The following is a 25,382-nucleotide window of genomic DNA, read 5'->3' as shown; positions in this document are numbered from 1 at the left end:
AATAATTTCAAAGGGGATGTGATGGAGAGGGAATATGGCAGTTTTGCCAGACGGAGACTTCCCACAGATGGGAAAGTTGGGCAAAGCTGGGCATCAACACACGTTCAAATTATGTGGACTGTGGCCAAACGTATAGATTTCCCCAGCCAAGAAAACAGGGTACCCCCAAAACGTTCTTTTGTTTCTCTATCCATAAGTAGGTCGGATGTCGGCAGAGGACGAGGTTGTTTTTTTAATTGACAATGTATGTCCGTGAAGTTGTGCCGGGAATAGATATTAAGAAATTCAGGAGCATAGAAGATTGGCTGTCTAATGCAAAAGTCTCCACTTCGAAACGGTCTTCGATGCCACAAACGTGACAAGCCTGAAGGACCAGATTGACCATCTCGATGGACAGATCTTCGTTGATCATTTCCGTGAGGCAAGACGAGTGGCTGCCGGATTTGGAATCCAACTGCACTATTTAGCGGCTTCCCTGAAACACCGGGAGACGTTTTGTGGAGCTAGTGATGCGAGCAACTTTCTGGTCACCTCACGTGGAATTGTGACTTCATGTAACGAAGTTCTCCAACCTTCGGATCCTCGAGCCAAATTGTTTCAATATGGAGCGTGGAATCAGGAGGACGGTGAATTCGTCCTGGATCATAAAGCGATTGATCGTTTAGGGAAATTCAATGTGCATGATATGCCGAAGTGCCAGGGGTGCATCGCGAAGTATAATTGCGCAGGAGACTGCTATGCCAAGAGTGCTTCCTCGACAGGAGACTCGGCTTCGGCGGGATACACGGAACGGTGTCATATCACACGAGAATGACTCAAAGATAATCTCCTCCTTGCACTCATATTTAAAATGGCTGGTGTAAACGCGAGTGGGTCACCCCAACATGCTTGTCCCATGTAATTTTTAAAACGCGGGCACTCTTTTTCAGAGGGGTCATATCAGACAGACAGGCCTGATTGGAATGCGGCAAGATAAAGTAATCGAATAAAGCAAATTTTGATTGGGATTCGGTAAAGAGGGTTGTTCACAGATCCTGTACAATAAGCCATGCCGATAAATCGATTCTAAACGTCCCCGTTACCTTACAATACCCTGCCCTGATCCGAAGCTGGAGTATCAGCTGCAGAATGGCCAGAATTGATACCAGTGTCGACACCTGAACCGATGTTCGCATTGGCGCAACTGCGCGCCGTATTGCCTGGCTTGCCAATCCACACGTTTCGCGATGCGCACGACCTTCGGCTTTCGCTTGTAGCTACCACGCCGATAGCCGCTGCGACCTTCATGGTAAGCCAGATAGAGGCGCTTGGGATCCCACTTGGAAATCCCCAGCTCTCTGCTGCTTTTGTCGTTGTACCAGCCGATGAAGTCCAAGGCGTCCTCCATGTTTGAGCGGCTATTGAAAACACCACCGGCCTCATCCTCATATTCCTCCCAGGTCTCGTCCTTCGCCTGGGCATAGCCTTCCGCCGACGATTGGGGTCCGAGTGGAATGAACAGGAACCAATCCCATGGGGGTGACGCGTCGTGGTGATACGCCGACTCCTGTTTAACAAAAGCCATGAGAATATGGGGCGGTGTGCCCCATCTTTCCTGGGATTTTTTGGCCGCATCGTACCATTCGGGGTATTGATCGAAAATCGTGCACAGATTTTCCTGATGCTTGGGGGGCATTGATGCGCATCCAGCTAACAGTGCGATGGCCGTCGCCAGAAGACAAAAAATCACTCGGGTCAAAATCATATGATTGCCTGGAATTTCAATGGAAATGGATATCCTGGCAAATGCAATTCGAAGGCCTCCAGGCTATTCGACGAGTCCCTCAGGTAGATCCCGGGCATGTTTGCAACATTTTTATATGCTCACGATTGTCAGTGCTCGTTTGTCGGTGGCATAGGTACTTTTCGAAAATGACACCGCTCAGGAATATTATGTGGGTCAGTGTCTGTCAACTGATCCTTGCATGGTTAAGAACCGCATGAGGCTTACGATCGTCAGTATATCAATGGTACAAATAAATTTTCGACGGCGAAATTGAGTGGGGTTCCATTTCTTTTTTCCTTGTATGTATCCTCCAATCCTTCATTATTTTTTATTCTGATAAGGTTTCCCTTTTGGTGTGAAGTTTTGGGAATTGGACTGTGAAGGAAAGACACGTGGAGCGCGCTCGGAAATTTAATGTGCACCCTTTGAGAAGCTGAGCCTTGTTGATCCGTTCGGCGCGAATTAACTGGTCTTGCCCGTTTTCCTGATGGCATATTCTCACATTCAGATAAAAGACAAACCGAAGAAAGAGCCTGCCCGCTATCAGATTGTTCCCAGGGGGTAGGCTTTTCAGGTATCCGGACATTTTTTGTCTCCTTGGCTTGTGGTGGCTATGTATAATAGACAAAGAATTTCATGACACACGAATTGATAGAAGGGATTTCGTGCTTCCTCATTCTGTCCTAATTGATGAGAAAACCATTGAGACACGGGTTGGCGAATTAGCCAAACTGATCGCAACTGATTTGCCGACCCGACAACCCATCCTGCTTGGATTGCTGACAGGGAGCTTTGTCTTCCTGGCTGATCTCGTGCGACATCTTTCACACCATGGTATCGAGCCACAAGTGGAATTTTTAAAAGTTTCACACTATGGTGGCACCAGTGAGGCCACCGGGTCGGTCAGCTTTCTGAGGGAGGAACTCCCTCATATCACAGATGAAGTGGTATTGGTCGTCGATGATATTTTCGATTCGGGGTTTTCGTTGCACGCGGTGCATGAACATCTGAAACAACAGCACCCGGCCTGGGTGCGTTTCTGTACCCTCTTGGATAAGCCATGCCGCCATCAGGTGGCGCTCAAGGTCGACTACGTCGGATTCGAGATTCCGGATGTCTGGGTCATCGGGTATGGCTTGGACCTGGGAGGTGCAGGTCGGGCTTTGCCTTATGTAGCCGCAGTTGAACGGGAAAGCCGGGAAGCTCGCTAAAATAAATCTTTCCGACAAACGAACGCTCTGTAAAGTGAGTCCCGCCCATTTAAAAAAATATCCAAACTATCAGAACTGAATGCCTGCCAAGCAGTCCGTCGAAGAAAATACCAATGGAAGCTATTACAAACGGGAATGCTAAAGATTTACGGCATGGTCCTGAATTTCACCCATGAGTTTTTCCTTTTTTGTGTCTGACAGGAAGCTGGCCTTCACGCCATTCCTGGCCAATTGAAGAATGTCGGTTGGCTGGAGATTCAGCGCGCGCTGAGCGGCAAGATAGTTGTCCGTAATGTACCCCCCAAAGTAGGCAGGGTCATCGGAGTGAATTGACACGCATAAACCTTGTTGGAGAAGCAGCTTTAAATTATGCCGATCCAGTGAGGGGAACACTTGGAGTTTCACATTCGAAAGGGGGCAAACGGTGAGGGGAATTTGGGTGTGAACCAGATGCTGAACCAGGGATTCATCCTCAAGGCAACGGATTCCGTGGTCGATACGAACGACTTTGAGTCGCTCTAAGGCTTGCCAAATATATTCCGGAGGACCTTCCTCCCCGGCGTGAGCCACGGTCAGCAATCCTTCAGACCGTGCGCGATCGAAGACGTCCTGAAAAAGCTCCGGGGGATGCCCCTTCTCGGAAGAATCGAGCCCCACCGCACATACCCAGTCTCGATAATCCAGGATCATTTCCAGCGTCCGCCTGGCAGATTCGGGAGGAAGATCGCGAAGGAAACAGGGAATCAGTTTGGAAGAGACCTGCAATTCGGTGCGAGCTTGTTCGAGTGCGGCGTGTATACCTGAAATGACGGTGTGAAAGTCTACCCCACGGTTCATGTGCGCCTGGGGATCAAAAAAGATTTCCACGTGGCGGACATGTTCCTTCGCCATGCGTTGCAGATAGGCCCAGGTCAGATCAAAGAAATCACGTTCCTGTCGTAAAACCTGCGAGCCTTCATAGTAGATATTTAAGAAGGACTGCAGATCTTGAAAGTTGTAAGCCCGCCTCAGTTCCTCACTTGTCGCAAAGGGAAGAGAGAGGCCGTTACGTTTGGCGAGATCGAACATCAACTCCGGTTCGAGGGTCCCTTCGATATGAAGGTGAAGCTCGACTTTGGGAAGGTCAAGAATCCATTGTTCGAGTTCGTTCTGATTCATGGATTAACCGGAGATTGGTGAAGGGTCCGTCCTGACGTGATCTTCCCAAATCGAATTGAGCAGATGCTTTATTTTATGCCAGGAATAAGAATGCTGAAGGAATACTGAGTGATGAATCCGTGTATTACCCATTTGGCAATTCCACCGTTGGCGCCCGATTCGTGCAGGCGGGGGTAGATTTAAAGGAGGTGCGAAGACGATGGTGTCGGCGCTCAATCCCGACCCATCGGTATACCCATCATCTTTCTGCAAGCTTGCAGGAGTGGTCCTCACAAATATAACAGATCCCCAGAAACAACGAGGCTATCACTTTTACAGAGTCCTTGAAAGATTGGTTAAATGTGTAGGAACCGAAAATATGGCCCTCGCGGGGAATCAGGCCTTTTCGCCATTGTCAGAGATCCAAATTTCATTATTCTACTGAATCTCGCTCACGTCCGGAGAGTTTGATTTTTCCCAGGACCCAGTAAACAACACCCATCCCCAGAACTCCCATGAGCACGAGGGATTCCTTCCATGAGTACTCTTGATTGCGAACGACGTTGCGAAACACATGAAATTTTTCCTTAGCGGTTAACGTTTTTTGGCACACGACATGTCTAGTGCCAATGTTTGTTCGCCCGTATATGGAAAATTTTTGGAACCGTTGACGGAGATTCTCAATTTCCAAATGCCGGACTTGAATCCGCGGACAATATCGAACGACCTCACAGGAATATGTATTGACAGTGTGTCGAACAAAGATCGTATCGCTCCCCCGAAGCCGCTCCACGAATGGACCGAGTTCATCAAACAGTTTTTTCTTCACCGCCATATTATTCGTATGCCCGTAATAGATTTCCTGCTTGTCGCTATTAAACACATATTTGTGCTTTTCATCCTCATAGGCTGCAAACAGAGACAGAAGAATAGAGTCTCCCGCAAATGTCCTTCGACCAAGAACAATACTGAGGTCCGGCTTCTCCATGGCCAGCATGATTTCGTGCAACCAATCATGGAAGGGGACACAATCCGCATCAATAAAGGCCATAACTTCGCCCTTCGCTTCCCGAAGCCCTCGATTCCTCGCGGCATACGAGCCCTGTATCCTTTCGTGCAGCAATTGAATGCCGGGATATTGTCGCACTGTTTCAGCGGAGGTATCCGTAGAATTATTATCGATCATGAGAATTTCATATTGTTCCCGAGGATAGCTTTGCTGAAGCAACCCTTCGATACATCCCTTGATATACCGCTCTGAATTATAAAAAGGAACGATGACAGAAACCCGGATCATAATTTGCCAATGACCTGAAAGGTAAAAGGAAATAATGGTGCTGTCTAGTGATCAAAGATGTATCCACAGCCATCGACATCTCCCTTCCTGATGTTGAGGCCAAACGAATAATGAACGTCTTATGCCCAATCCACATCCAGCCGCATCTTCTGTAGTAGCCACCGACATTGCAGATCCTTGAACGGTTTCATCCTGGCCATGAAGGCATGAATTTTTGAAAGACGGGGTAGTAGATGTGGCAGGACTGGACGGGTTTGTTGATCCTCATTCCGAGTGTTCGACAACACCTGCCCGTTCATTGCCCCCTGACTGGAGTGGGGGTGTTGTACCCGGACCCGGGTTGATAGTGGATTTCTCCACGGTTTAATGCTCCCTGGTAGCCACCGGAATACTGCCATTCCTCCAAAACGGGTTCCCCATATTCCGTCACGTAGGGAGCTTGAGCTTTCCGTTGAATGTAGGTGGGCCCTCCGTAATTTTCTTCAAAGGGTCTGTAGATATTGTGCCGGGGGTTGGGAACGTATTCGTACCCCGGCTGTGGCGGATTATAGCCGGGAGGGGCATAACCCTGCTGGGGAACCACGGAGGATTTTTGCGTGGCGGGAGAGGCCGCGCCTGCTGCTTGTCCACCGCTCCCATAGAGCAACAAGACCCACGTCATTATGAGAGAAGCTGCCCTTGCCAGGGAGAAAGACCGGAGAAATCTTTTCACCACCATGATGTTCCTTAATCAATAAGGTTAAAAATGGTTCCTCCAAAACAATTTGAACGTGCGACCCACTAAAAAAATCGCATACTGAGTGAGGGCAAGTCAACGAAATCAAAATACGGTTTGCTGGTTGTTGTGATGATCATTTTCGAACGACGTCCTTTAGTTCTGTCGGACTCACAATGCCTTGCTCATCAACAGAATAGGCGGGGCCAAGTTAATTGGTGATACATAACTCATCCCGGCTTAATAGATGACGGAAAAACAGCTGTTTTTCTTTACCACGGACCTCGGATGTCAATCGGTCAAAATTTGTTTTTTAGTTTGTAGTGTCGGATATTTGTCGCAGGGGGTAAAATCAAGGACATTCACCATAACGATTACACGAGATGAAGATGGTATCTATATTGCCGACTGTTCCGCCATTCCAGGCTGCATGAGTCAGGGCAAAACCGAAGAAGAAGCCCAGGAAAATATTCACGAAGCCATCAAAGAGTGCCTGGGGGTGCGATCAGAGAAGGGGGTGCCGTTGACGGTGACAACCCGTGAGATTGAAGTCACAGTGTAATGCCACCGGTCCCAGTTCTCCGTCCTGCCGCAGTTGTCAAAACCTTTCAAAAACCGGACTGGGAGGTCGTCCGTCAACGCGCGAGCTATATTTTGACTAAACCCGGCCATCTCGCAACTCTTTCCATCCCTGACCATCCTGAAGTCGCACGGGGAACTCAGTATACGTGGCTCGAAGCGATTTGGCTGCGGCCCCCGGCTCAAGCGTGGACACCGGTAGGCGCCAGGGTAGCTTGTGGACGCCAGTATCTGGAACATTTTTGAATATTGTGCTAATTTCAAGTCATGAAAATCACTGCTACTGATGCCCTCGAATTGTCAGTTCCTGAACGTATTCAACTAGTTACAGAGATCTGGGACAGTATCGCCGAATGCCCAGAGCAGATCGAACTGACTGATGCCACACGGCAGCTTCTCCGAAAACGGTTGGCTGCCTATCGGGCGAATCCAGGCGCTGGATCGCCGTGGGAAGACGTTAAACGCCGCATTTTGAACGAATGAGTCGCAAGCTCATCGTTACCAAGGAGGCGGAGGTAGACATTCTCCACGGCTAGCTCTCCTATGAGGAAAAGCAAAACGGTCTTGGCAGGCGATTTATGGACGAAATTAAACTTGCCTGCGATCGAATTCTACCAAATCCATTTCTGTATCAGGAAGTAGAGCCGGACATCTGAAGAGCAGTCACACATAAGTTTCCGTACCTTGTGTTCTATACTTTCGACGAGCAGACCGTACAAGTACTCGCGGTCATCCATGGGTTTCAGGACCCGACCTATATCAACCAGCGACTTGATGCCTAACCACGACGACGAAGCGACGGCCCATCTGCGGGCCGGGAGACGGCGACAATCTTAGAGTGCTCAAAGTGCGAACCGCTTTGCAGCAAGATTCCATGTTGTTGCCAACTCGCGGAAGGATGCTCCTGATCCCCGAACAGAACGGAAATAGGCGTTGGGAGCTTACTGACCAGGCGACGCTCTATGACGTAGCGCACTTGGCGTGCCGTTCCGCGCGCTATACATAGCGACCGGTGATGGGGCGTGTTCTCCGGCAAGCCTGCAGCAGACGGCGCTTCCGGTGGTTTGAGGGAGGGTGTGCCTGCAGGCGCGGGTTGTAAGAAGCCAGACTATGCGATGCTCTTCGTGATCGCTGTGGCCGTGGCTGCCGACGGCCGGTGATGTCGGCAGTCTTCGCCGGAAATTGGTTTAGCCTACGCTGATAAGAATGCGATTGGGACCGTCGGTCAGGAGGCGGTAAACCTCTGCGCGTGGTATCCGGACCCCGCCTGGGCGGTAGGGATTGTGATCGCGCCTCAATCCCATTTCGGTTCCATTGATGGTGACGGTTTGTACCATCGCCGGGGCATCACTTCCGATTGAGAAGATCACGGTGATGGGTTTTTCATTGATGACAAAGGTAAATTGTAAGCCATCCAGTTGTTTGGGAAGGACGGGATCAATGACCACATCGTCATACGACAGTCTCAAGCCCAAAAAATTGCTGACGATTTGATTGATCAAGATCCCGGGTCCGCTGGAGTAGATGCGCCAGCCCCCTTTCACCCGAACCTGACCTGACCGCAGGGTATCCCAGAGCTGTTCCGCCTCAGCACGATCCCGTACGTCCGCATCCGAGCTGCTGAAGTAGGCATTGCTCTGCCGTGTGGCCGCATTGGCTACCTGATCCTGAATTGTGATCGGTACAATCTGCAAGATCGCATCGTAGGCTTTTTGGGCCTGGCCGATTTTGCACATCGCTTCGATATAGCGGATGTGGGCGTGGACATATTGCAAACCGATTTCACGCCCGAAATGGGCCGACTCTTCGGCCCGGCGGAAAAGCACTCGTACCCCGCCTTGATAGGGCACGGGTTTGTTCATAAGGCGGACACCGTCCGGAAAACGTAAATGAGACTCGATGAGCCGCAGGTGATCCTGCACTTGCTCAGGGGTGAATAACTCGCCAATTATGCTGCGGGTCATCGGCAGCAGCCGGTAGTGAATCTTCGTGCGCGTATCGCTTGGGTGAATGATGGGTTCGAACCAGCCATCGGGGTGCCGATAGCCAAATCCGCTCACGACCTCATCCGGTAGAAGATGCTGATTAAAGTCTGCTTTGATGCGCCGGGCTAACTGGAGCAGCCGTTCTTCATCGGCATTGAGCCCGGCCTGCTTAAAGGCGGCGGCCAATTGTTGGAACACTTGATAGGTTAAGGCGACCGTCCAGGTGCTGACCATATGCTCGCGCATGGCGGATTGAGCCGGTTGAAGGGTATCGTCCCAATCTCCGGCACCGTAGGCTGATAATGCCGTACCTCGGATAAAGCGGGATTCGATGGCCTCAATTGTGCGCCGAACATGGCGTAATAGAGTCGAACGGTTGGGACTGCGAACAAATGTTGGTATCTCAGTATAGGGTAGCTCGATGTCCAGGATACTGAAATCATTACTGGCTTCGAGATACATCGCCAGCGCTTTTAAGGGCCAAAGGATGATGTCACCATGGCTCTCCGGATGCTGGATAGTGGCGAACCGGTCAAACATAAACCACTGTGGCCAATCAGCCGTCTTTTCATATTGCTGGGCAAAGACCGTTAACAGGATGTGCTTCGCTTCAGGATGGTGTTGGGTGGCTAACAGGAGTTCGATCGGGCCTTGGCAGACATCGCGGACACCCCATGCCGCACCGGAAAATTGTTCGAGACCATGGGGGATTGTGAGGTGCACCATGGCATTGTGGGCGTACCAGTAAAAGATGTCATTGAGTTTGTCACAAAGCGGGTTTGTCCTGGGGAGTGAGAGGTGAAAATGTCTGCCGAGTGATTGCCAAAATGACCAACCAGCCTGTTGGTCTTGCTGCAGATTGGCAGGCCGGGCTTGATATTTCTTGCATAACGTCTTTGCCTGTTCGGCGTTAATGATGGAACCGGTGATCGCCAACGAAAACGTCTGCACCGGCCTAGTACGAAATGTAAGATAGGGGAGTCCACGGGACTGGCGATCGGAAAATAAATCTTCATCGGTCCCGATGTGCTCGACCTTGGCCGGCTCTGACGTGGTGATGAAGAAAATGGAATCCGGATATCGTTGAGCCATGTCCGTAGTGGCATGTGGGCGCAAGGTGGCGGTTGCGGTCCGGGCGTCAATATCGATATGGCCTTGATGATCCAGCTCATGGTTGCCTAAAACCAGATTGCTGAGGATGACAAAATTTTTGGGCTGATCGGACTCAATCCTCACAAACGCGACGGCGTCTTCGGGGCTGACCCAGGTATCGACCACAATCCATCCCTGATCGGTCTTGTACCGCCATCGGCAGGAGTGCAAGCCGATTTCATAACACGAGGGCATCCCGAGAAGATGATACGTGGCGCCTCGCTTAATGAACACGCGCAGGCCGCTCGTTTTGAAGATGTTGAAGGGCGTTCTCGTAATAGACAACAGTTTGTTGAACGACGTATTGCCAATGGTGAGATGAGAGTGAAAGATACCGGCCATATGCGTGGTGGAACTCAGTCCATCGTCCTGGGGAATCCTGGCGCTCCCGCTACGCATGATATGGCCGTGTGGGCGTTCGACGAGGAGCTCTTTGGCTGGTAACACCACGTGGGTGGCATCCCCATAGAAAAACGACAACAACCTTCCGTCCTGGACTTCCTCCTGGCGCCGCCGATCCGGATACAGGCCTTGAACCTCGTCGTCGGTTACATCCTGTCCGGTCACCATTGTCAGATTGTGCAAGATCGTGTTGGCGGCTGGTTGCGTTGTGTACACGCGATGGGGTGATTGAGCGTGTAATCGTTCGATACGGGTTATCGTGGGCTGAATACGGTCGGCATCACTGGCCTGGGTGGGATCCGGATGGTGGGGGACATATTCTGCGTAAAATGTGACCGATCGGGATTCGCCGGGAGCAATCCGGAGGATATCGGATTGCAGACCGCAGAAGGCCATTTCGTATTGCTGTTTGACACTCACAAGGCAATCTTGTGTGAGTCCAACCGGGATATTGGTGTGTTTATACGACAACCCAAAAAAGGCCAGACCATCTGTCACGAAGCCTCTGGTATGAGTGGTACTCCCCTGCATCAACCAGGGATGGTGATCTCCGCAGGCCTGATTCTGGCGTGAACAGACAACAGGTCCGTATTGATGGTGGGTCAGAACATGATGATCAATGTAGTGGCTGCAATAGGCTTCATTGTTACGGACCGCCCCTTCGTGGGCCAGGCCGATATCCTGGGTATAGATCACATCGCAGAGACGATCCGTCGAAGCGGTGTTGTGAATGTCGATGGTCCAAAACCACAGCGGTGCCTCCGGGTGGAGCGTCAGTGAACAGGTATATGCCAGATCCTTCCAGCGCCCCTGCCATCTGGCTTGGTCTTGTGCGTATGCGAACGTGCTAGATGATTGGGGTCCGATCAGCGGGACAAACGTGATCGCATCAACCGTGCGGAGGCGTACATAGATATTGTTCAATGACCCTTCAACCGGGTTGCCAAGTATCTGATTAATCATCACATCCTGACACATGGCCCGGAATAACCCGCCATTCTGAAAAAACGCAAAGGAAAGCCCGGATGAGTTGGCTAGCTCAATCGTTTCAAGCTCGTACCGTGATCGAAATGTCGACATAGTGTCTCCCGAGGGTTCTGTCACAAATAGTTGAGGACCGCATAACAACATAATTAACACGGACTGACAAACTCGCAGCACAAGTTTGTCAGTCCGCTATAGTTGGCGTTAGGCTATACAGCCTAACCTATTTGGGGAGTTCCTTCCCATCCAAGGAGGAAAGTCAATTTATGATTTCAAATCCCAGGATACTCAGAGTGCGAATCCCTTTACAGCGAAATACTATTTGGTTGCCGATTTGCGGAATGATGCTCCTGATTGGCCGCGCATGCCTTGCGACGGCATTGTTTGTGATGATAGCCGGCTTAGGTCAATCGGTTTATGCCGCAGGCGGAGGTCAGCCAAAGTTTCAGCGCATTTCGACGCAGTACATCGCCGCATTGGGTGATCCGGATGCAACCTCCGGGAACGGCGCGGAGTCGTGGGGGCTCTGGCCGCTGGATCCGGGCCCCCGGGGAGTGCGGTTAAGCCGCTTGGAAGAGTTGGAGGAGGCAGGGGGCGTCGCCCCGGCACGCTGGAAATTCGACCACACAGACTGGTGGCTGGAGGAACACGGCCTCATCATGGAGCAGCCGACATTTCCGATACCTCCCGGCAAATACCTGGTCACGGGTGACCGCGAGGTCACGACCATGCTGACCATTCATCCCGCCGACAAGAATGGAAATAGTCGTTGGGAGCTTGCCGACCAGGCGACGCTCTATGACGTGACGCACCTGAGGTGCCGCTCCGCGCGCTATACACCGACGAGCAGTGAGGGTTCGTGTTCTCCGGCAAGCGTGCAGCAGACTGCGTTTCCGGTCGCACCAGGTGGGGCGATGCCTCCAGTCGAGGGCTGCAAGAAGCAAGATTATTCAGTTCTCATCGTAATCGCCGTGGCCGTGGAAGACGAAGGCCGGTGAGGCCGGGAAGATTTGTCGCGTACAGTGAGATGTCGCCCAACATGCCCAAGCAGTCGTGCAAGCCACTGGCGACGTTTGCGGTCTGCCGCTAATGCATTGCGTGATTTGGCCTGAACCACTCCCAACCCAAAGCAGGGGGATGTGTAAGCCGTGAGGGCAATATTTGCCTTGCGGACCTATTACTTACGTGGAAGGGTGTGCAACCACAGAAACGGTAAGTTTCCTTGCCTATCATATCCCTGCTGCTCTCACACCCGCGTGTATGAAAATCTCCTGGTTTATAACCAGGTGGTTGGGGAGTAGGGGGGGTGATTATTCCAAGACATCTTCGGAATGTATGAGTAATTCATAATTAGTCTTTTTTAGGAATTCAGGACGAAAGATCTCATCTAGAATAGCTCGCTCAAGGTCTTTTCGAACATCGTTCAAGTTATTTTCTCCATTGAGGAGGAGACTCAAAAATTTTAGGATAGAAATTCTTACAATAGCAATAAGTTTTGTTAAATCCTCATCGCTGATAAAACTTTGAGGGTCTTCATTGGATAAATCATATTGACCATGAAACAACTTGCCCCGCTTCTTAAACATTGCCCTAAGAAATTCGAAGGTGCTTTCTCGTGAACTAAGGGTCTCTTCTAATAATACGGCACAACTCTGGGAAATCCTAAATGTGTGCTCAGCCTGATCAGAAGGTGTGTAAAGTGCCTCTAATGCAATAATAAGATTTGCGAACTGTTCTATTCTATTTATTTTTTTATGACTGTCTTCATAAAAGGCACCCGCAATTCTTATCGCCTTTCTGAGGGAATTTTGGCTTGTTAAAATCTTATCCTCATGTTTTTTATAAAATAGCCAAATTGACTGAATAAGCTCTGTTTCGTAAGGAAGCATGTAATACCATAAAGCATTAGAGGGTTCGTCCTTCCTAGGAGTTCCCAAATAAGGTAACCCTCCTCGCTGCAATTGATTTACCCAGGGTGGATTGAAATGAGGAACCACATAATCAATGTCTATAATTGCATCTTTGGCATATTGAAGGACTTGTAAAAAAGGAAGACAATCGTTCATGCGGCGGTTTAACCAATCATCTAGTGATTCCGATTCAAAGCCTTCATGGTCAGTAACAACCAGGAAATGATCCCCGGTGCCAGGTGGACTCAAAAAACTCCTATAACCCACTTCTCCCAATAATTGTGCTTTTGCTCTCCACCCTAATTTTTCGAAGGTCCAGTCAGGGTAGGGTGCTTGGGGAAGGTAATTTGGGTCAGCACAGAAATTAAAAAGGTGAAAATAGGCTTTCTTTTCAAAGGATCCTTGCCCATAAATTTGGGAGTCAAGTTCTTTGATCTTTTCGGCAATTAGATTTGGATTTGGGAGTTCCAAGGAAACAAGTGAGTAAGGTTCATATGCATCAGATATTCTACTAAAGAAGAGAATATCAAAAACATGGGCTAGTTTGTCCTTATCCCCACAACACTTCCGAAGGAAGTCGTCTTGAGAGAGAATATTATCTAAATGAGAGTTGATATAGTCTGCACTAAGGTCAACTTCTTCAATTTTCTGAAAATCTTCTGGGTCTTGAACCATTGCTAAAAAAGCTCTAAGAGGTGTTTCATACTGTTGACAAAAATGTCCTAGTCCCTTTGCTGTTTCCTGAAGAAATTTTACGAGTGTTTCATTCAGTGGCATTTCACAAAAACCCTGACTGTATGAAGGATCTTGCCTGAAGGAGGAATTTGAAAAATGTATTTTAGATTTAAAATGAGAAAAAGTCTCTCCTAAAGTTAAAACTCAGGGTGGTCTATCCCCGATTTCCTGGACACATCTGGAAAGCGTCATACGAGGCGAGAAAGCGTGTCATGGAGAAACGCAGAAAGTCCAGCCAATAGCTGGGGCGGATGTTTGTGATCCCACTCTCGTTTTTAGGATCATCGGGATTGTGTCACCAAGCAGTCTCGACGCCAAATGACGTATGCCGTAAAAGCTAGGAGTGAGATGAAGAATACGGTGCGAATGCGTCCGTATCCAAAGCACACGAAGTTGGAGGTGGCATTGAGAATGCCAAAGCCGGCATAGGCCAGGAAGACAAATAAGGCCCAACGACGGAGTGTGAGAAAGCCATACCCGATGGCGATATGCAGCACGGGTGATTGCACTTTGAATAACAGACCTAAGATGCCGGTAGGTTTGGTGCAAAATACGGACAGGTGGTATTCAGGGTTCGCCAAAATAATGTACAGGTCCATGAGGGCTGTCCAGAGAAATAGCCCGCCAAGAAATCGGATGTCGTGACCACGTTTCCAGACAAGGCGTAACGTGGCCAATTGGCCTTGTGGAGTTGGAAGATACGCTTGATAGGCCTGAAGGCACCACCATGGCAAAATCATCAACATGCCAAAGAACCAGCCCGCACCCGGTCCCCCGACGGCTCCGAGCGCCCAGGTGACGATCCCGAGCAGCCCTCCCGTCATCAGCACCCAGGTCATTTGAACAGGATACCCCCGGACCAGGAGCCCAAGTCCTGGAAGGATAGCCGAGAGAATCCCCCCAAGCCGAGACGTGCTCGAATGATCGGATGCAGGCAAATTCCATTCAGGTTCCATGGGAAGGACAAGAATAAATGGCTTAGCGTATGAGGGCAACCCGGGCAGGAGGGGTCTGTTGAAAAAAGCCGCCAGCGGTGTTCTCGCCATTTTTCCGTGCTCACGTACGACGCGTACGCTCCGCGCGTACAAACGGCTGCGGCCTTGCTGGACGGACCCTTCGGGAAGACTCAGGGCATGCTTTTTTGAACCGACCCGGAGCCTTTGATGAGTAACCTAATCCTGGGCAAATTTTCCCTTGAAAATCTTTATTATTCAACACTCCCAGAAGGGATCGACAGGGTACCATCAAAAAAACCCCGGGCCTGCTGGACACGAGAATTCAACCCCTTATTCGCCGGAAATTCTAGGCCATTAACAGGCTTGTGGAGAAAGACAAGAGCGCGGTGTTGATCTGTCCCGGGCCTCTGATCAAGGTCGGTAAGTCCGGTGATGACCATGGCTGGCAGATGAGAATCAATGGAGGCCAGGTTGCTGAGGACGTGGTTATGGTCAAAAAACTCATCCAGCTTTGGGAAACCAGAAACACCTGTCTTTCCATGCGGATGAATGAATAGAAAGGATAGGCGAAATTTGACTTCAGTGGACCATGCCACTTGCGACCACGGTGGCGCACTCGCGCGTTACCGAAAACGTGGAACGTTCCTTTTTTCCTCTTCACCGGAACCGATGCTGAGTTCTATGAGCACCAATCCCTTTTCCCTTCCCTAACGGGAATGGCAAGTCCCTGGCTGACCAAGAGCTCGGAAAGATCCTGGTCATCAGCAACCAACCGTCCCACGATTTCTCTCCGGTCTATCGAGGAGGAGATGAGCTCAATGTGAACGGCGGATGAAAGAAATCCATGGATGAGTTGCTGGGCCTGTCGGCCCAACAACGTTTCTTGTTCACAGGACGCCTTGATGTGCGGAGTTCGGATGCCCGCCAGTCGGATGACTAGGCGTTTCACTGCAGGTGCGTTCGTCTGTTGGAAAGAAAACTCGCACTGGTCACTCTCGGAGCAGCCCTGGTACACAAGTGCAGAAAAGGTGGATGTCTCCGGCAGTTGGGAGGTTTCCGGGAATGGGAGAATGCGATTGGGATCCACATAAGCGGGTAGTCCCGGGAGCGAGTTTTGCGAAGGCGTAAGAATCGACCATTTATAGCGACCCGGGTTAAACTCTCCGTCGATACCGAACACCCCGACAATCCCTTGTTTGTAAAAATATCGCCGCTCAAGGACTACGCCCTCGGTCTGGGCTGCCAATTCCTGGCCCAACAGCGCAAACAGACCAAATACGAGTAGGAGGACATGGCGGATCATAAAGAAATCCTATCACTTCTGATGTCCTGGAAAAAGTAGAAGGCTCCCCGGCCTTGTTTCGTTAAGCACCTTCGCCAAACCTAAAATTCACAGTGGCCAAACAACAGGGACAGCTCAGCTTTTCTTACGATATCTCTGGGAAACAGCCTTAGGTCGAAAAGGCCATGACAGATGTGCTTACCTTTGGGTAGGGGGTTGGGAGAGGATTGAAGTCTTGTTGGGCGTCTGTCCCGACGTGGTATGGGTTTCCATTGCCACTGCCGCGGCATCCGCGGCCGTGCCTCCTAACAGGATATCCGCCACCATCGCCACAGGGATGGAATAGGCGGGTTGTGGTTTCTGCTGCACGATCGTCATCTTCCTGGTCAGATTACCACTCGGATGGATGCCCGTGATGGCAGATTTCATTTTTCCGAGTCGATCGGATAGGGATTTTTTGGTCCATTCTCTTCCGGTCCTGATGAAGGCGTTTTTGTGGCGGTTTAGTAGGGAATCGGCGGGAATTATGCACTAGCTCCTGAAGGTTGGACGACTTTCAAAGCGGAAGTTTCTTGGAAGAAAATAGGCATTACCATTCCAAAATAATCCGGGCTTTGTCAGAACTATTTGAGACTGGAAAAGATTGAAGAGAGAGAAGGCCAGAGTTGCCGTGACGGAAAATGGCTGCCTTCCACCGGTACATGGTGTCCGGGCGGCGACGTGACGGAGGTCTGTGGTTTGTAACCTAATGATTTTTGGTGGGCCGTGTAGGGGTCGAACCTACGGCCCGCTGATTAAGAGTCAGCTGCTCTACCAACTGAGCTAACGGCCCCGCCGAAACGGAGAAGGTTGAGAAAATCCACCGGCTGCGATCTCCTTACCGCACCTTCTCCAGATAGAAATCCGATTCTCCGCTCGTCGAATCGATTTTTCCTGCTGCTGCGAAGAGGAAGCTCCCAAGTTCTACTTCCTTCTTAAAGGTCCCCGAAAAGGACAACTCAACCAGCCGTGCAGAACCGTCTCCACCATCGGCGGAGATCGACCGAAGGGTTCCTTTGGCCTCAAATGAGATCAGTTGCGGGGGATTACGTGTGCCATCAGATTCGGTAAGCGACACGGATCCGGTGATCGGCAAGGTTCCTTCCCACCCGATTCCGACCTCGGGAATTTCTGCTCCACCCAAATTCGTCACTCGGCTGATTTGGCCCTCGACAATCGGAACTTCGACCGTGCCTGGCCTGGGTTCATCCCTGTCGCTAAAGTCGATGACCAAATCGATCTGGCCCAGTTGAGTCAAACCCGCAGTTGTTGAATCTTGGAGCGAATACATGCCGGTCATCTTCACGCGACCGCGACCTATGTGAAATTCCCCATACCCGGGGTTGAATTGATAACTGGATATCCGCTGGTAATTGTTCCGATAGGAAGGGAGGTCATCTGCAGAAAAAAATCCAGTGTTTGTAGGTCCAAACTCAAGGCGTTCAATAAGCGAGCAAGACGCAAAGAACGCAGAGAGGACTGTAAGCAGGATGACTTTGTGTTTCTTTAGTGTCAAAACTCCCTCCTTTACTTTATTGATGAATAATTATTTTGGAAGGTGAAAAAAGGATAAATGATTAACCACACTCTTTCAACCAAAAAAAATGGATTGGTTTCCTGCTATAGAAGCGTGTCCCAGAAGGACACTTACTAATTCTGACCTGATGTTTTTTATGAATCGAGTTTATGCTGATGAGCAGGCATGCCTCGTCTATCAGCGATGAATGCTGAAATGGTCAAATTGGATGAAGGGGGGGAGCAGAAATGAATTTCTCCCCTGAAGAGGTGAAGGAACTTCGAAGTTATCGAGAGAAATCTTGTGTCGGCTTTCTGAGGACCGTTCATCCTTTTCTTAATCTTTGGTGGGAAATTTCTTGAGGACCTCACACCTTCGGATGCGAAAGCTTTAGGTCACAGCGCAAACTCCCGAAGTGAACATCTCTGGTTCATTTAGAGTGAGTGATGATCATGCTGTCTTGAAACACTGACTGAGTTTTGGAGTCCAAGGAGACTTCGTGTCGACCAATGTGCCTAGGACTGTCACATTGCCTTCACCAGACGGCGAACATGATCGAGTGCTGATACCTGAGAAATGGGAACTCAAAAGACCAGATGAATGAAAGGTTCTGTCCGGAAGGATGTCGAGAAATTGGGGAGAAACGCTCTTTGATGTTGTGCGTTCTCCCAAGAGTAATTTGGTTTCGTATTGGATTGGTGTAGGTCTAGATGTTGGGATCTGGTGGGCCGTGTAGGGGTCGAACCTACGGCCCGCTGATTAAGAGTCAGCTGCTCTACCAACTGAGCTAACGGCCCCACCGAGATGCAAAATATTTTATGAAAATATTTAGGGTTTTTCCAGAACCATTACTGATTATCGGAAAATTCTACCTCCCCTAGCCCCTCCTTACAAAGGAGGGGGATTTTGAACCCTTTTTCGTTGCCCAACTTACATAAGGAGAAAGCATTTCGAATCTGCCTCTTCCTAGGCCTTTTTTTTTTAAGAAAGAGGAAAGTCGAATTACTCATGTGCATGGTGCGCCTGACAGGATTTGAACCTGTGGCCCCTTGCTCCGGAGGCAAGTGCTCTATCCACTGAGCTACAGGCGCAAGATTGTGTTCATGTACAATTACATCCGGCCTCTAGTTCTTGTGGCCTCTCCGACATCAGAGAGGAAAAACAGAAGGCAACCGCCCCGGAAAAGTTCTGAAGCTAGCATGGATGTTTAGGTGATGTCTACCTGCCGGAGGCCCCGATTTTATTCGCAGGAGGGAGCCGGTTCCATGCTGGTTTGGTACTCCTCAAAGACCGCGGTGGAGGCCTGGACCAGTTCGGGGGGTTCCCCTAGGACTGTGGTTAATAATAGTTCGACGTCTTGCGGGGTGAGGCCATTGGAAGGGGCAATGAAGCGTTTACGGGCGATCTGGCGTTCCTCCGGATCATCGGGTTCGTAATAGCCCAATAATTCACCGGATTTCACCGCATCCGTTAACCGTTGGGTCCATTGCTCAATGAGTGCGGGTGTCCAGCTTTTTGTGGTCAGGTGATCCTGGAAGAGTTCCAATTTAGTCCATAGCACCCAGCCCACAAAGACCGCCCAGGTTTCATTCATGACTTCCCACGTATCCTGATCCGAGAGAAATCGCAGTTCAGTGGCCCCTTTGAGCTGTCGGATAGGATTGATCCGGACAAAGCGGTAATGACAGGCCATCTGCTTGTTGGCTGCCTCCAAGACCTTCTGGTCTTCCGCGGTCAAAGCTTGTCCATGGTCGGTGGCGTAGAGATAGTCCAGATAGGCATGGAGGAGTTCATGATAAAGCAGAGCGACATCATGATGGGTCATCCGTGCGAGATCGGCCAAAGCGCCGCCGGCCTCATTAAAGGACAGCCGCAGATTGAGAATCATGGTGTGATCGTGCGGATGATATTCTGCGGCGTACGTGCGGAGGTCTTCAAAGTGTACGGTGACAAATTTGGGGTCGATGTGTTTGAGAAACCCTGTTGGCAGCCCCAGGGTGTCGGCTTGCTGCAGAAGGGCAGGCCACGGATGACGAGGGTTAGGACGACTTGAATTGGTGTCCTCAGCGGACCGGGCTTGGCTTGGCATGTTCACACTTATCAGGCTGACCAGAATGGCCAGGCCCAACATCCGACCGAAATATGACACTGTCTTACCTCCAGGAATAGGTTTGATCTTCTTCAACTAAACTCCAGGTGTCGAAATAGGATGGCGGGATGTGATCCAGATACCGTGAGGGTTTCGTGAGGACGGACCCCGTCATTTTATCGTACACATTGATGGGGTAAGTGAGGAAGAGGTGATGTTTGGCTCTGGTGACCGCCACGTAGAGCAGTCGGCGTTCTTCTTCCAGTTCTTCGGGGCCCATGAATGAGTAGGCTGAAGGAAACCGTCCGTCCACGAGCCAGATGACAAAGACGCATTGCCATTCTAATCCCTTGGCCGAGTGAATAGTTGAAAGAATCAACCGCTCGTCGTCCCGATCGGGGGCTTCGACGTCCACCACACTTTCATTCGGGGGCTCGAGCGTGAGATCGGCCAGGAAATCGTTGAGACTTTCGTAACGTTCCGCCATGACGGATAAATGTTCCAGGTCTCGAATCCGTTTGGGATAATCGTCATACTGATCTTTGAGGAGAGGGACATAGTATTCCATCATTTCTCCGAGCAGCACGGCAGGGGTGAGGGGATTTTCCGTTAACTGGTCCAGTGTGGCGGCCAGGTGCCGCAATCCCGAGGCGGAGCGGCCGGTGCTGTGTTTCAGAACTTCATACTGGCCATGGGCCTGGAGGATGGACGCGATCAGATCCTTGGCTTTTTTGGGGCCCACCCCTTCGAGGAGCAAGAGGAGCCGGTTCCAGCTGATGGTGTCCAAGGGATTGTGCATGACCCGCAAGTGGGCCATCAGGTCTTTGACATGGGCGGTTTCAATGAATTTGAACCCGCCTCGTTTAATAAAGGGAAGGTTTCGCCGGGTGAGTTCCAATTCGAGGTCAAAGGCATGAAAGCTGGATCGGAACAGCACGGCGATCTCATGTAAGGGGATCCCTTCTTCCCGTAATTCCAGAATTTTTTGAGCGATGAATCGCGATTGAGCGTTCTCTCCCATCGCCTCCACGACCGTGGGTAATGGGCCCTCTCCTTTTCGTGTGAAGAGGGTTTTGCTGTATTTTTCGGGCGCCGCTTCAATGAGCTTGTTCGCCAGTTGGAGAATCGGTTGCGTGCTCCGGTAGTTTTCCTCCAATTTGTAGATGGTCGTACCCGGGAAGAGATCGGGAAATTCCATGATGTTGCGGAAGGTGGCACCGCGAAAGGCATAGATGGATTGGGAATCGTCGCCCACCACCATGACATTGTCATGGGTAGCCGCCAGATTGCGGACCAGTGAGGCTTGCAGGCGATTGGTGTCTTGATATTCATCCACCAGAATATAGCGAAAGATTTGACTAATGGTTTCCCGGGCCTGTTGGTCGATGACCAGGAGTTCGAGGAGTTTGACTAAGAGGTCGTCGTAATCAACCAGTTGCCGTTGGCGCTTGGCTGCGTCATAGGCGGCCTGGAGTTTCTGGAGTTCTCCCAGATACTCCCCGAAGTGGCTGTATTCGTTAATGACAATGTCTTCCAGGCTTTCCAGTGTGTTGGCTGTTTTCCCGAATATTTCGGCCAGGGTATGTTTGCGGGGGAACCGTTTGCCGATGTCGTTAAGCCCCAATTGACCACGGAGGAGGCTCAGTAAATCTTCTGAATCGCCCCGATCGAGTATGGTGAACCCTGGTTCCAGTCCGACGGGGCGGCCATATCGTCGCAGGAGGATATTGGCCATTGAGTGAAAGGTTCCACCGCCGACCTGCTGGGCGCGGAGTCCGATGAGGAGTCCGACCCGGCTGAGCATTTCCTGGGAGGCTTTTCGGGTAAAGGTCAGGAGTAAAATGGAGCTGGGCACAATGCCCAGGTCGATAAGCCTGGCGACCCGGTACACGAGGGTGCGCGTTTTCCCGCTGCCGGCCCCGGCGATGACCAGGGCCGGGCCCTGCACGGCTTCCACGGCGGCCAGTTGTTGGGGATTCAATTCTTCCGCGTAATTACGCGATAATTTTGGCGGAGTGGACTCCTCCAGAGGACGTTTCAGGACATAAACTTTGGATGATGGCGACGTGGAATCCATGAATCCATGGGCAGGAATTGACGGGAGATATGCACCCGGGTTTCGTCTTTTGAAGGCCTTTGGCCGTGTATAGCATACGTGGTGGTGGGTTGCAACGCGGGCGATATGAGGTCTGTTGAATTTTGGAATATGTTCCCCTTTTCCGGAGCAGATGAGTGGCTAAAAGCAAATGAAAACAATGGGGGAGTGTTCAAAAAGGCTCGTCCAGTAAGGGCGCAGCTACTTGGGCGAGCGGAGCGTACAAGTAGTACGTGAGCACGGCCAAGTGGCGAGAACGCCACTGGCGGCTTTTTTCACCACTTCCATATTAGGCTTGGACAGGTCACGAGCCCTCGGTTATACTTTAGCCAATTACGGAGTTGAACATGGCCAAACAATCTGCAGAAAATTACGAGAGTGTGCTGAAGGATCTTGCTCATACCATGATGAGCGTGGCCCGGGAATCGGTCGGCCTGATCAAACGGTCTGACCAGCAGCACGCCATGAAGCTTCAGCGGAAGCAGGAATGGGAAATTTATTTGGAATTCCTGCGTATGCTGTTTAACCTGGTGGATCGCCTGTCTGGATTTTATATCCCGATTCAGGGCCAAAAGGAATTTATGAATAGTTTGGAAGATTCCGTGGCCCATCAATTAAAAACGGTCCTGGCCCCTTCTTTGAGTTCAAGTGAAGTCGATGACATGGAAGTGACGCTGTCCGTTGGCCAGGTGGTGGCGGATAGTCGAAAAACCTATGAAAAATTTAAGTTTGTGGTCACAGACCAAACCAAAGAGCGGGATCAATATTTCCAGTTTTTTTCGGAACGCATTGCCTCTAAAGCCGGAGCCCCGGGCAAGCAGGAAATTACCGCTGCGGCATTTTTGTGTGGAAGCGCGGTTGTCCCCGCTCTCAAAAGCCTGTTTGAAGATGCGACTAAACCCAAAGTCCAACCGGCGACGTCTGCGGCTCACTCCGCAGCGGAAGGGGCCGGTTCGTCTGGGGCTACTGAAAAAGGAAGCCCTTCGACACAATCCGGTGGCGCAGAGACAGCGGGGAAAAACCTGATCAAGTTGATCAGCGTGGTGTCACGCGCACAGGGAGAAGAGGTCGAATCCTGGTGGGGGCTTCATCCACAATTTCGGCGCGACCTTCCCCCTGATGAAGCCAAGGAATTGGCCAAGCACATGAACCGGGCGACCCGAATCGTGGGCGAGCGGTTTGCGGTTGTGGCTTCGTTGGCGCAATCGGGGACGAATCCAAATCAACCTGTTGGGAATGCCTAACCCTCTCTAATTGACTCTTCTGTGTGTTCTCTTTGACCACTTCAACATGTGTCCAGTGTTGGTGAAGATCCTTCACTGTTGACCCTTGGATGATGCCATCTTTTTGTGAGTATATGCTATGAATCAAACTCGTACGTTGACGGAAGAATTTCGTAATCTTTCTGAGTTAGCTCAAAATGTGTGGTGGAGTTGGTCTCCTGAGGGCCGGGCTGTCTTTTCGTATATTGATCCCACGCTCTGGCGACTGACGTATCACGATCCCATTAAGCAGTTGCAGAAGATTGCCTCTGATCGGTTGGAGGCTCTCGGGCAGGATGTAGTGTTTCTTTCCCTGTATCGCGAGGCGATGAAGGCGTTTCATGTTTATATGGAAGCCAAGGACCACTGGTTTGGCCGAACATATCCTCAGTGGCAGAATCACACAATTGCCTATTTTTCTGCAGAATTCGGCTTGCATCGTTCCGTTCCCCTGTATAGCGGGGGATTAGGGATTCTGGCTGGTGATCACCTTAAAGAAGCCAGTGACCTGGGAGTGCCGCTGGTGGCTGTCGGATTTATGTATAGCCAGGCCTATTTTCGACAGGTCGTGGATACCAATGGTTGGCAGGAAGCCGTGTATGATTCGGTCGATCCGATGATGATGCCGATTAAGTTGGCGCGGACACCGGCCGGGGATTTGGCAAAGGTCCAAGTCCAATTGGGCTCCCGAATGGTCGCCTGCGTGATCTGGCAGATCCAAGTGGGCCGGGTTTCGCTGTATCTCTTGGATACCGACACCCCGGAAAATTCACCAGAGGATCGTCATCTGACTGCCCGGCTTTATGGAGGAGATCACCGGACACGGCTTTGTCAGGAGTTGTTGTTGGGCATTGGCGGTGTGCGGGCCCTTCGTGCGGTGGGGTGTGATCCCGATGTGTGGCATGCCAATGAAGGACATCCGGCCTTTTTTCTGGTCGAACGGATGCGGGAACAACTTCAACAAGGGCTGTCCCTGTCGGAGGCGGCCGCTCAGGTTCGCCAGAATACCGTATTTACCACCCATACGCCTGTCCCGGCCGGGCATGATGTCTTTTCGGGAGACCTTATTCGTGAGCATTGTCAATGGTGGTGGGAGGAGGTAGGGCTCACGCAGGAAGATTTTATGGCGTTGGGGCGTCATCCGGAATTATCAGCGGATCAATTCCATATGACGACATTGCCTATCCGCCTGGCCTCGTTCATTAATGGCGTGAGCAAGGAACACGAACAGGTTTCAAAAAAAATGTTTCACATTTTGTGGCCGGAACGACCGCTGCAGGAGGTGCCTATTCATAGCGTCACCAATGGGGTGCATGTCCCCACGTGGATTGCCCAGGAAATGGATGTGTTGTATCAAAAATATCTTGGCTCTGACTGGCGTGAACGGTGTGACGATCCGAGCATGTGGCAGCGCATGCAAGAGGTGCCGGATGGGGAAATCTGGGAGGTCCGGCAATTTTTGAAACGAAAGCTGTTGACGTTTATCCGTCAGCGCGCCCGCATGGGGTGGATGGATGGGACTATGGAGCCTATCCAGGTGTTAGCGAGCGGGGCGTTTCTTGAACCGCATTCGATGACACTGGGCTTTGCCAGGCGATTTGCCTCCTATAAGCGTGCCACGTTGTTGTTTTCAGACTTGGACCGGCTGAAACAGATTCTGTTAAATCCATGGCGGCCTGTTCAAATTATCTTTGCCGGCAAATCACATCCTGCTGATCAGGCAGGGCGGGAACTCATCCATCGTATTTATCAATTTGCCAAAGCGCACCATCTGGGTGGCCATATTGCCTTTGTCGAAGATTACGATATGCATGTGGCCAAATTTTTGGTGCAAGGGGTCGATGTCTGGCTCAATAATCCTCGCCCGCCGTTAGAGGCGAGCGGGACAAGCGGCCAGAAAGCCGCCTTAAATGGCGTGCCCAATTTGAGCGTGTTAGATGGATGGTGGAAGGAAGGCTATGATGGAAGCAATGGCTGGGCAGTGCCTCTCCCTGAAGAGCCACTTGGTGATTGGGCACAGGACGACCTGGATATGGTCGGCCTCTATACTAAACTTGAAAACGAGGTGATTCCGTTGTATTACGACCGTGGTGTTGATGGCGTTCCACATGGGTGGTGTACGGTCGTCAAAAATTCCATTCGGACATCGGCTCCAAGGTTTAGTGCCCGTCGCATGCTCAAAGAATACGTAAAGCGTGCCTATACGCCGCTGTTCTCAGAGGCAGGGAAGGAGCGAGACGCAAAGCTGGCCTGAATCTCTCAGCGTGTTCT

At 50.8% G+C, this 25,382-nt stretch carries 20 protein-coding genes and 3 tRNA genes; 8 read left to right on the top strand and 15 right to left on the bottom strand.

The annotated features are described in order from the left end of the window. Positions 1 to 355: 355 nt before the first annotated feature. Positions 356 to 814, top strand: coding sequence for an SPASM domain-containing protein (locus H6750_08495; protein MCB9774348.1), 459 nt, complete (start codon positions 356 to 358; stop codon positions 812 to 814). A 303-nt stretch (positions 815 to 1,117) separates the two neighbouring features. On the opposite strand, the gene H6750_08490 is transcribed toward H6750_08495, so the two are convergent. Then, positions 1,118 to 1,744, bottom strand: coding sequence for a hypothetical protein (locus H6750_08490; protein ID MCB9774347.1), 627 nt, complete (start codon positions 1,742 to 1,744; stop codon positions 1,118 to 1,120). Positions 1,745 to 2,430: 686 nt separating this feature from the next. Here H6750_08490 and hpt point away from each other — a divergent pair. Further along, complete coding sequence (hpt, locus tag H6750_08485) at positions 2,431 to 2,976, top strand: hypoxanthine phosphoribosyltransferase (GenBank protein MCB9774346.1); 546 nt, start codon at positions 2,431 to 2,433, stop codon at positions 2,974 to 2,976. Between the two features lie 138 nt (positions 2,977 to 3,114). Here hpt and H6750_08480 read toward each other — a convergent pair whose 3' ends face one another. The 3 genes from H6750_08480 to H6750_08470 form a co-directional block, all read right to left on the bottom strand. Next, positions 3,115 to 4,134, bottom strand: a complete 1,020-nt coding sequence (locus H6750_08480) for an adenosine deaminase (protein ID MCB9774345.1) — start codon at positions 4,132 to 4,134, stop codon at positions 3,115 to 3,117. 412 nt (positions 4,135 to 4,546) lie between these two features. Further along, entirely contained in the window at positions 4,547 to 5,410 is an 864-nt protein-coding gene (locus H6750_08475; protein ID MCB9774344.1) for a glycosyltransferase, read from the bottom strand. Positions 5,411 to 5,705: 295 nt separating this feature from the next. Then, the gene (locus H6750_08470) at positions 5,706 to 6,128 is read right to left on the bottom strand and encodes a hypothetical protein (GenBank protein MCB9774343.1); all 423 of its coding nucleotides are present in this window, start codon (positions 6,126 to 6,128) and stop codon (positions 5,706 to 5,708) included. A gap of 331 nt (positions 6,129 to 6,459) precedes the next feature. On the opposite strand from H6750_08470, the gene H6750_08465 reads away from it, so the two are divergent. Genes H6750_08465 through H6750_08455 form a run of 3 tightly spaced genes read left to right on the top strand, consistent with a single transcriptional unit; the run spans position 6,460 to position 7,187 of the window. Beyond that, on the top strand, positions 6,460 to 6,687 hold the full coding sequence (locus tag H6750_08465; GenBank protein MCB9774342.1) for a type II toxin-antitoxin system HicB family antitoxin: 228 nt from the start codon (positions 6,460 to 6,462) through the stop codon (positions 6,685 to 6,687). Further along, positions 6,687 to 6,950, top strand: a complete 264-nt coding sequence (locus tag H6750_08460) for a type II toxin-antitoxin system HicA family toxin (protein MCB9774341.1) — start codon at positions 6,687 to 6,689, stop codon at positions 6,948 to 6,950. Before H6750_08465 ends, H6750_08460 begins: the two co-directional genes overlap by 1 nt. Before the next feature lie 21 nt (positions 6,951 to 6,971). Beyond that, positions 6,972 to 7,187, top strand: a complete 216-nt coding sequence (locus H6750_08455) for an addiction module protein (protein ID MCB9774340.1) — start codon at positions 6,972 to 6,974, stop codon at positions 7,185 to 7,187. 704 nt (positions 7,188 to 7,891) lie between these two features. On the opposite strand, the gene H6750_08450 is transcribed toward H6750_08455, so the two are convergent. Beyond that, positions 7,892 to 11,323, bottom strand: coding sequence for a cellobiose phosphorylase (locus H6750_08450; GenBank protein ID MCB9774339.1), 3,432 nt, complete (start codon positions 11,321 to 11,323; stop codon positions 7,892 to 7,894). A 197-nt stretch (positions 11,324 to 11,520) separates the two neighbouring features. Here H6750_08450 and H6750_08445 point away from each other — a divergent pair, with 197 nt between their 5' ends. Beyond that, positions 11,521 to 12,225, top strand: coding sequence for a hypothetical protein (locus tag H6750_08445; protein ID MCB9774338.1), 705 nt, complete (start codon positions 11,521 to 11,523; stop codon positions 12,223 to 12,225). A gap of 312 nt (positions 12,226 to 12,537) precedes the next feature. Here H6750_08445 and H6750_08440 read toward each other — a convergent pair whose 3' ends face one another. The 10 genes from H6750_08440 to H6750_08395 form a co-directional block, all read right to left on the bottom strand. Next, positions 12,538 to 13,914 carry a hypothetical protein gene (locus tag H6750_08440; GenBank protein ID MCB9774337.1) on the bottom strand — a complete coding sequence of 459 codons (1,377 nt, stop codon included), beginning with the start codon at positions 13,912 to 13,914 and terminating at the stop codon, positions 12,538 to 12,540. A 239-nt stretch (positions 13,915 to 14,153) separates the two neighbouring features. Continuing rightward, positions 14,154 to 14,918, bottom strand: coding sequence for a hypothetical protein (locus tag H6750_08435; protein ID MCB9774336.1), 765 nt, complete (start codon positions 14,916 to 14,918; stop codon positions 14,154 to 14,156). Between the two features lie 589 nt (positions 14,919 to 15,507). Then, positions 15,508 to 16,131 carry a thermonuclease family protein gene (locus H6750_08430; GenBank protein ID MCB9774335.1) on the bottom strand — a complete coding sequence of 208 codons (624 nt, stop codon included), beginning with the start codon at positions 16,129 to 16,131 and terminating at the stop codon, positions 15,508 to 15,510. Positions 16,132 to 16,308: 177 nt separating this feature from the next. Continuing rightward, positions 16,309 to 16,539 (bottom strand): hypothetical protein, encoded by a 231-nt coding sequence (locus tag H6750_08425; GenBank protein MCB9774334.1) that lies wholly within the window; start codon positions 16,537 to 16,539, stop codon positions 16,309 to 16,311. A 327-nt stretch (positions 16,540 to 16,866) separates the two neighbouring features. Next, a tRNA-Lys gene (locus H6750_08420) sits at positions 16,867 to 16,942 on the bottom strand. A 45-nt stretch (positions 16,943 to 16,987) separates the two neighbouring features. After that, positions 16,988 to 17,665 carry a hypothetical protein gene (locus tag H6750_08415; GenBank protein ID MCB9774333.1) on the bottom strand — a complete coding sequence of 226 codons (678 nt, stop codon included), beginning with the start codon at positions 17,663 to 17,665 and terminating at the stop codon, positions 16,988 to 16,990. A gap of 721 nt (positions 17,666 to 18,386) precedes the next feature. Then, positions 18,387 to 18,462, bottom strand: a tRNA-Lys gene (locus tag H6750_08410). Between the two features lie 218 nt (positions 18,463 to 18,680). Then, positions 18,681 to 18,756: transfer RNA gene (locus tag H6750_08405), tRNA-Arg, on the bottom strand. A 149-nt stretch (positions 18,757 to 18,905) separates the two neighbouring features. Next, a complete protein-coding gene (locus tag H6750_08400) occupies positions 18,906 to 19,814 on the bottom strand; it encodes a hypothetical protein (protein ID MCB9774332.1) in 909 nt (302 codons plus the stop codon). A 4-nt stretch (positions 19,815 to 19,818) separates the two neighbouring features. Next, positions 19,819 to 21,831 (bottom strand): ATP-dependent helicase, encoded by a 2,013-nt coding sequence (locus H6750_08395; protein ID MCB9774331.1) that lies wholly within the window; start codon positions 21,829 to 21,831, stop codon positions 19,819 to 19,821. 365 nt (positions 21,832 to 22,196) lie between these two features. Between H6750_08395 and H6750_08390 the strand changes: the two genes are divergently transcribed. Together H6750_08390 and glgP are read left to right on the top strand one after the other, a co-directional pair. After that, on the top strand, positions 22,197 to 23,093 hold the full coding sequence (locus H6750_08390) for a hypothetical protein (GenBank protein MCB9774330.1): 897 nt from the start codon (positions 22,197 to 22,199) through the stop codon (positions 23,091 to 23,093). A 118-nt stretch (positions 23,094 to 23,211) separates the two neighbouring features. Next, on the top strand, positions 23,212 to 25,365 hold the full coding sequence (glgP, locus tag H6750_08385) for an alpha-glucan family phosphorylase (GenBank protein MCB9774329.1): 2,154 nt from the start codon (positions 23,212 to 23,214) through the stop codon (positions 25,363 to 25,365). Positions 25,366 to 25,382 lie beyond the last annotated feature (17 nt).

It is taken from the genome of Nitrospiraceae bacterium, from assembly GCA_020632595.1.
GTDB lineage: Bacteria > Nitrospirota > Nitrospiria > Nitrospirales > UBA8639 > Nitrospira_E.
The sequence above is the reverse complement of the archived record's forward strand: the minus strand, read 5'-3'. Positions and strand labels throughout refer to the sequence as shown.

What these genes read in the sequence shown, in the direction of transcription:
- H6750_08425 (MCB9774334.1), bottom strand. Translation starts at nt 16,539, where the DNA reads ATGAAATCTGCCATCACGGGCATCCATCCGAGTGGTAATCTGACCAGG.
- H6750_08450 (MCB9774339.1), bottom strand. Translation starts at nt 11,323, where the DNA reads ATGTCGACATTTCGATCACGGTACGAGCTTGAAACGATTGAGCTAGCC.
- H6750_08470 (MCB9774343.1), bottom strand. Translation starts at nt 6,128, where the DNA reads ATGGTGGTGAAAAGATTTCTCCGGTCTTTCTCCCTGGCAAGGGCAGCT.
- H6750_08460 (MCB9774341.1), top strand. Translation starts at nt 6,687, where the DNA reads ATGCCACCGGTCCCAGTTCTCCGTCCTGCCGCAGTTGTCAAAACCTTT.
- H6750_08475 (MCB9774344.1), bottom strand. Translation starts at nt 5,410, where the DNA reads ATGATCCGGGTTTCTGTCATCGTTCCTTTTTATAATTCAGAGCGGTAT.
- H6750_08480 (MCB9774345.1), bottom strand. Translation starts at nt 4,134, where the DNA reads ATGAATCAGAACGAACTCGAACAATGGATTCTTGACCTTCCCAAAGTC.
- H6750_08435 (MCB9774336.1), bottom strand. Translation starts at nt 14,918, where the DNA reads ATGGCGAGAACACCGCTGGCGGCTTTTTTCAACAGACCCCTCCTGCCC.
- H6750_08440 (MCB9774337.1), bottom strand. Translation starts at nt 13,914, where the DNA reads ATGCCACTGAATGAAACACTCGTAAAATTTCTTCAGGAAACAGCAAAG.
- H6750_08390 (MCB9774330.1), top strand. Translation starts at nt 22,197, where the DNA reads ATGGCCAAACAATCTGCAGAAAATTACGAGAGTGTGCTGAAGGATCTT.
- H6750_08395 (MCB9774331.1), bottom strand. Translation starts at nt 21,831, where the DNA reads ATGGATTCCACGTCGCCATCATCCAAAGTTTATGTCCTGAAACGTCCT.
- H6750_08430 (MCB9774335.1), bottom strand. Translation starts at nt 16,131, where the DNA reads ATGATCCGCCATGTCCTCCTACTCGTATTTGGTCTGTTTGCGCTGTTG.
- H6750_08490 (MCB9774347.1), bottom strand. Translation starts at nt 1,744, where the DNA reads ATGATTTTGACCCGAGTGATTTTTTGTCTTCTGGCGACGGCCATCGCA.
- glgP (MCB9774329.1), top strand. Translation starts at nt 23,212, where the DNA reads ATGAATCAAACTCGTACGTTGACGGAAGAATTTCGTAATCTTTCTGAG.
- H6750_08455 (MCB9774340.1), top strand. Translation starts at nt 6,972, where the DNA reads ATGAAAATCACTGCTACTGATGCCCTCGAATTGTCAGTTCCTGAACGT.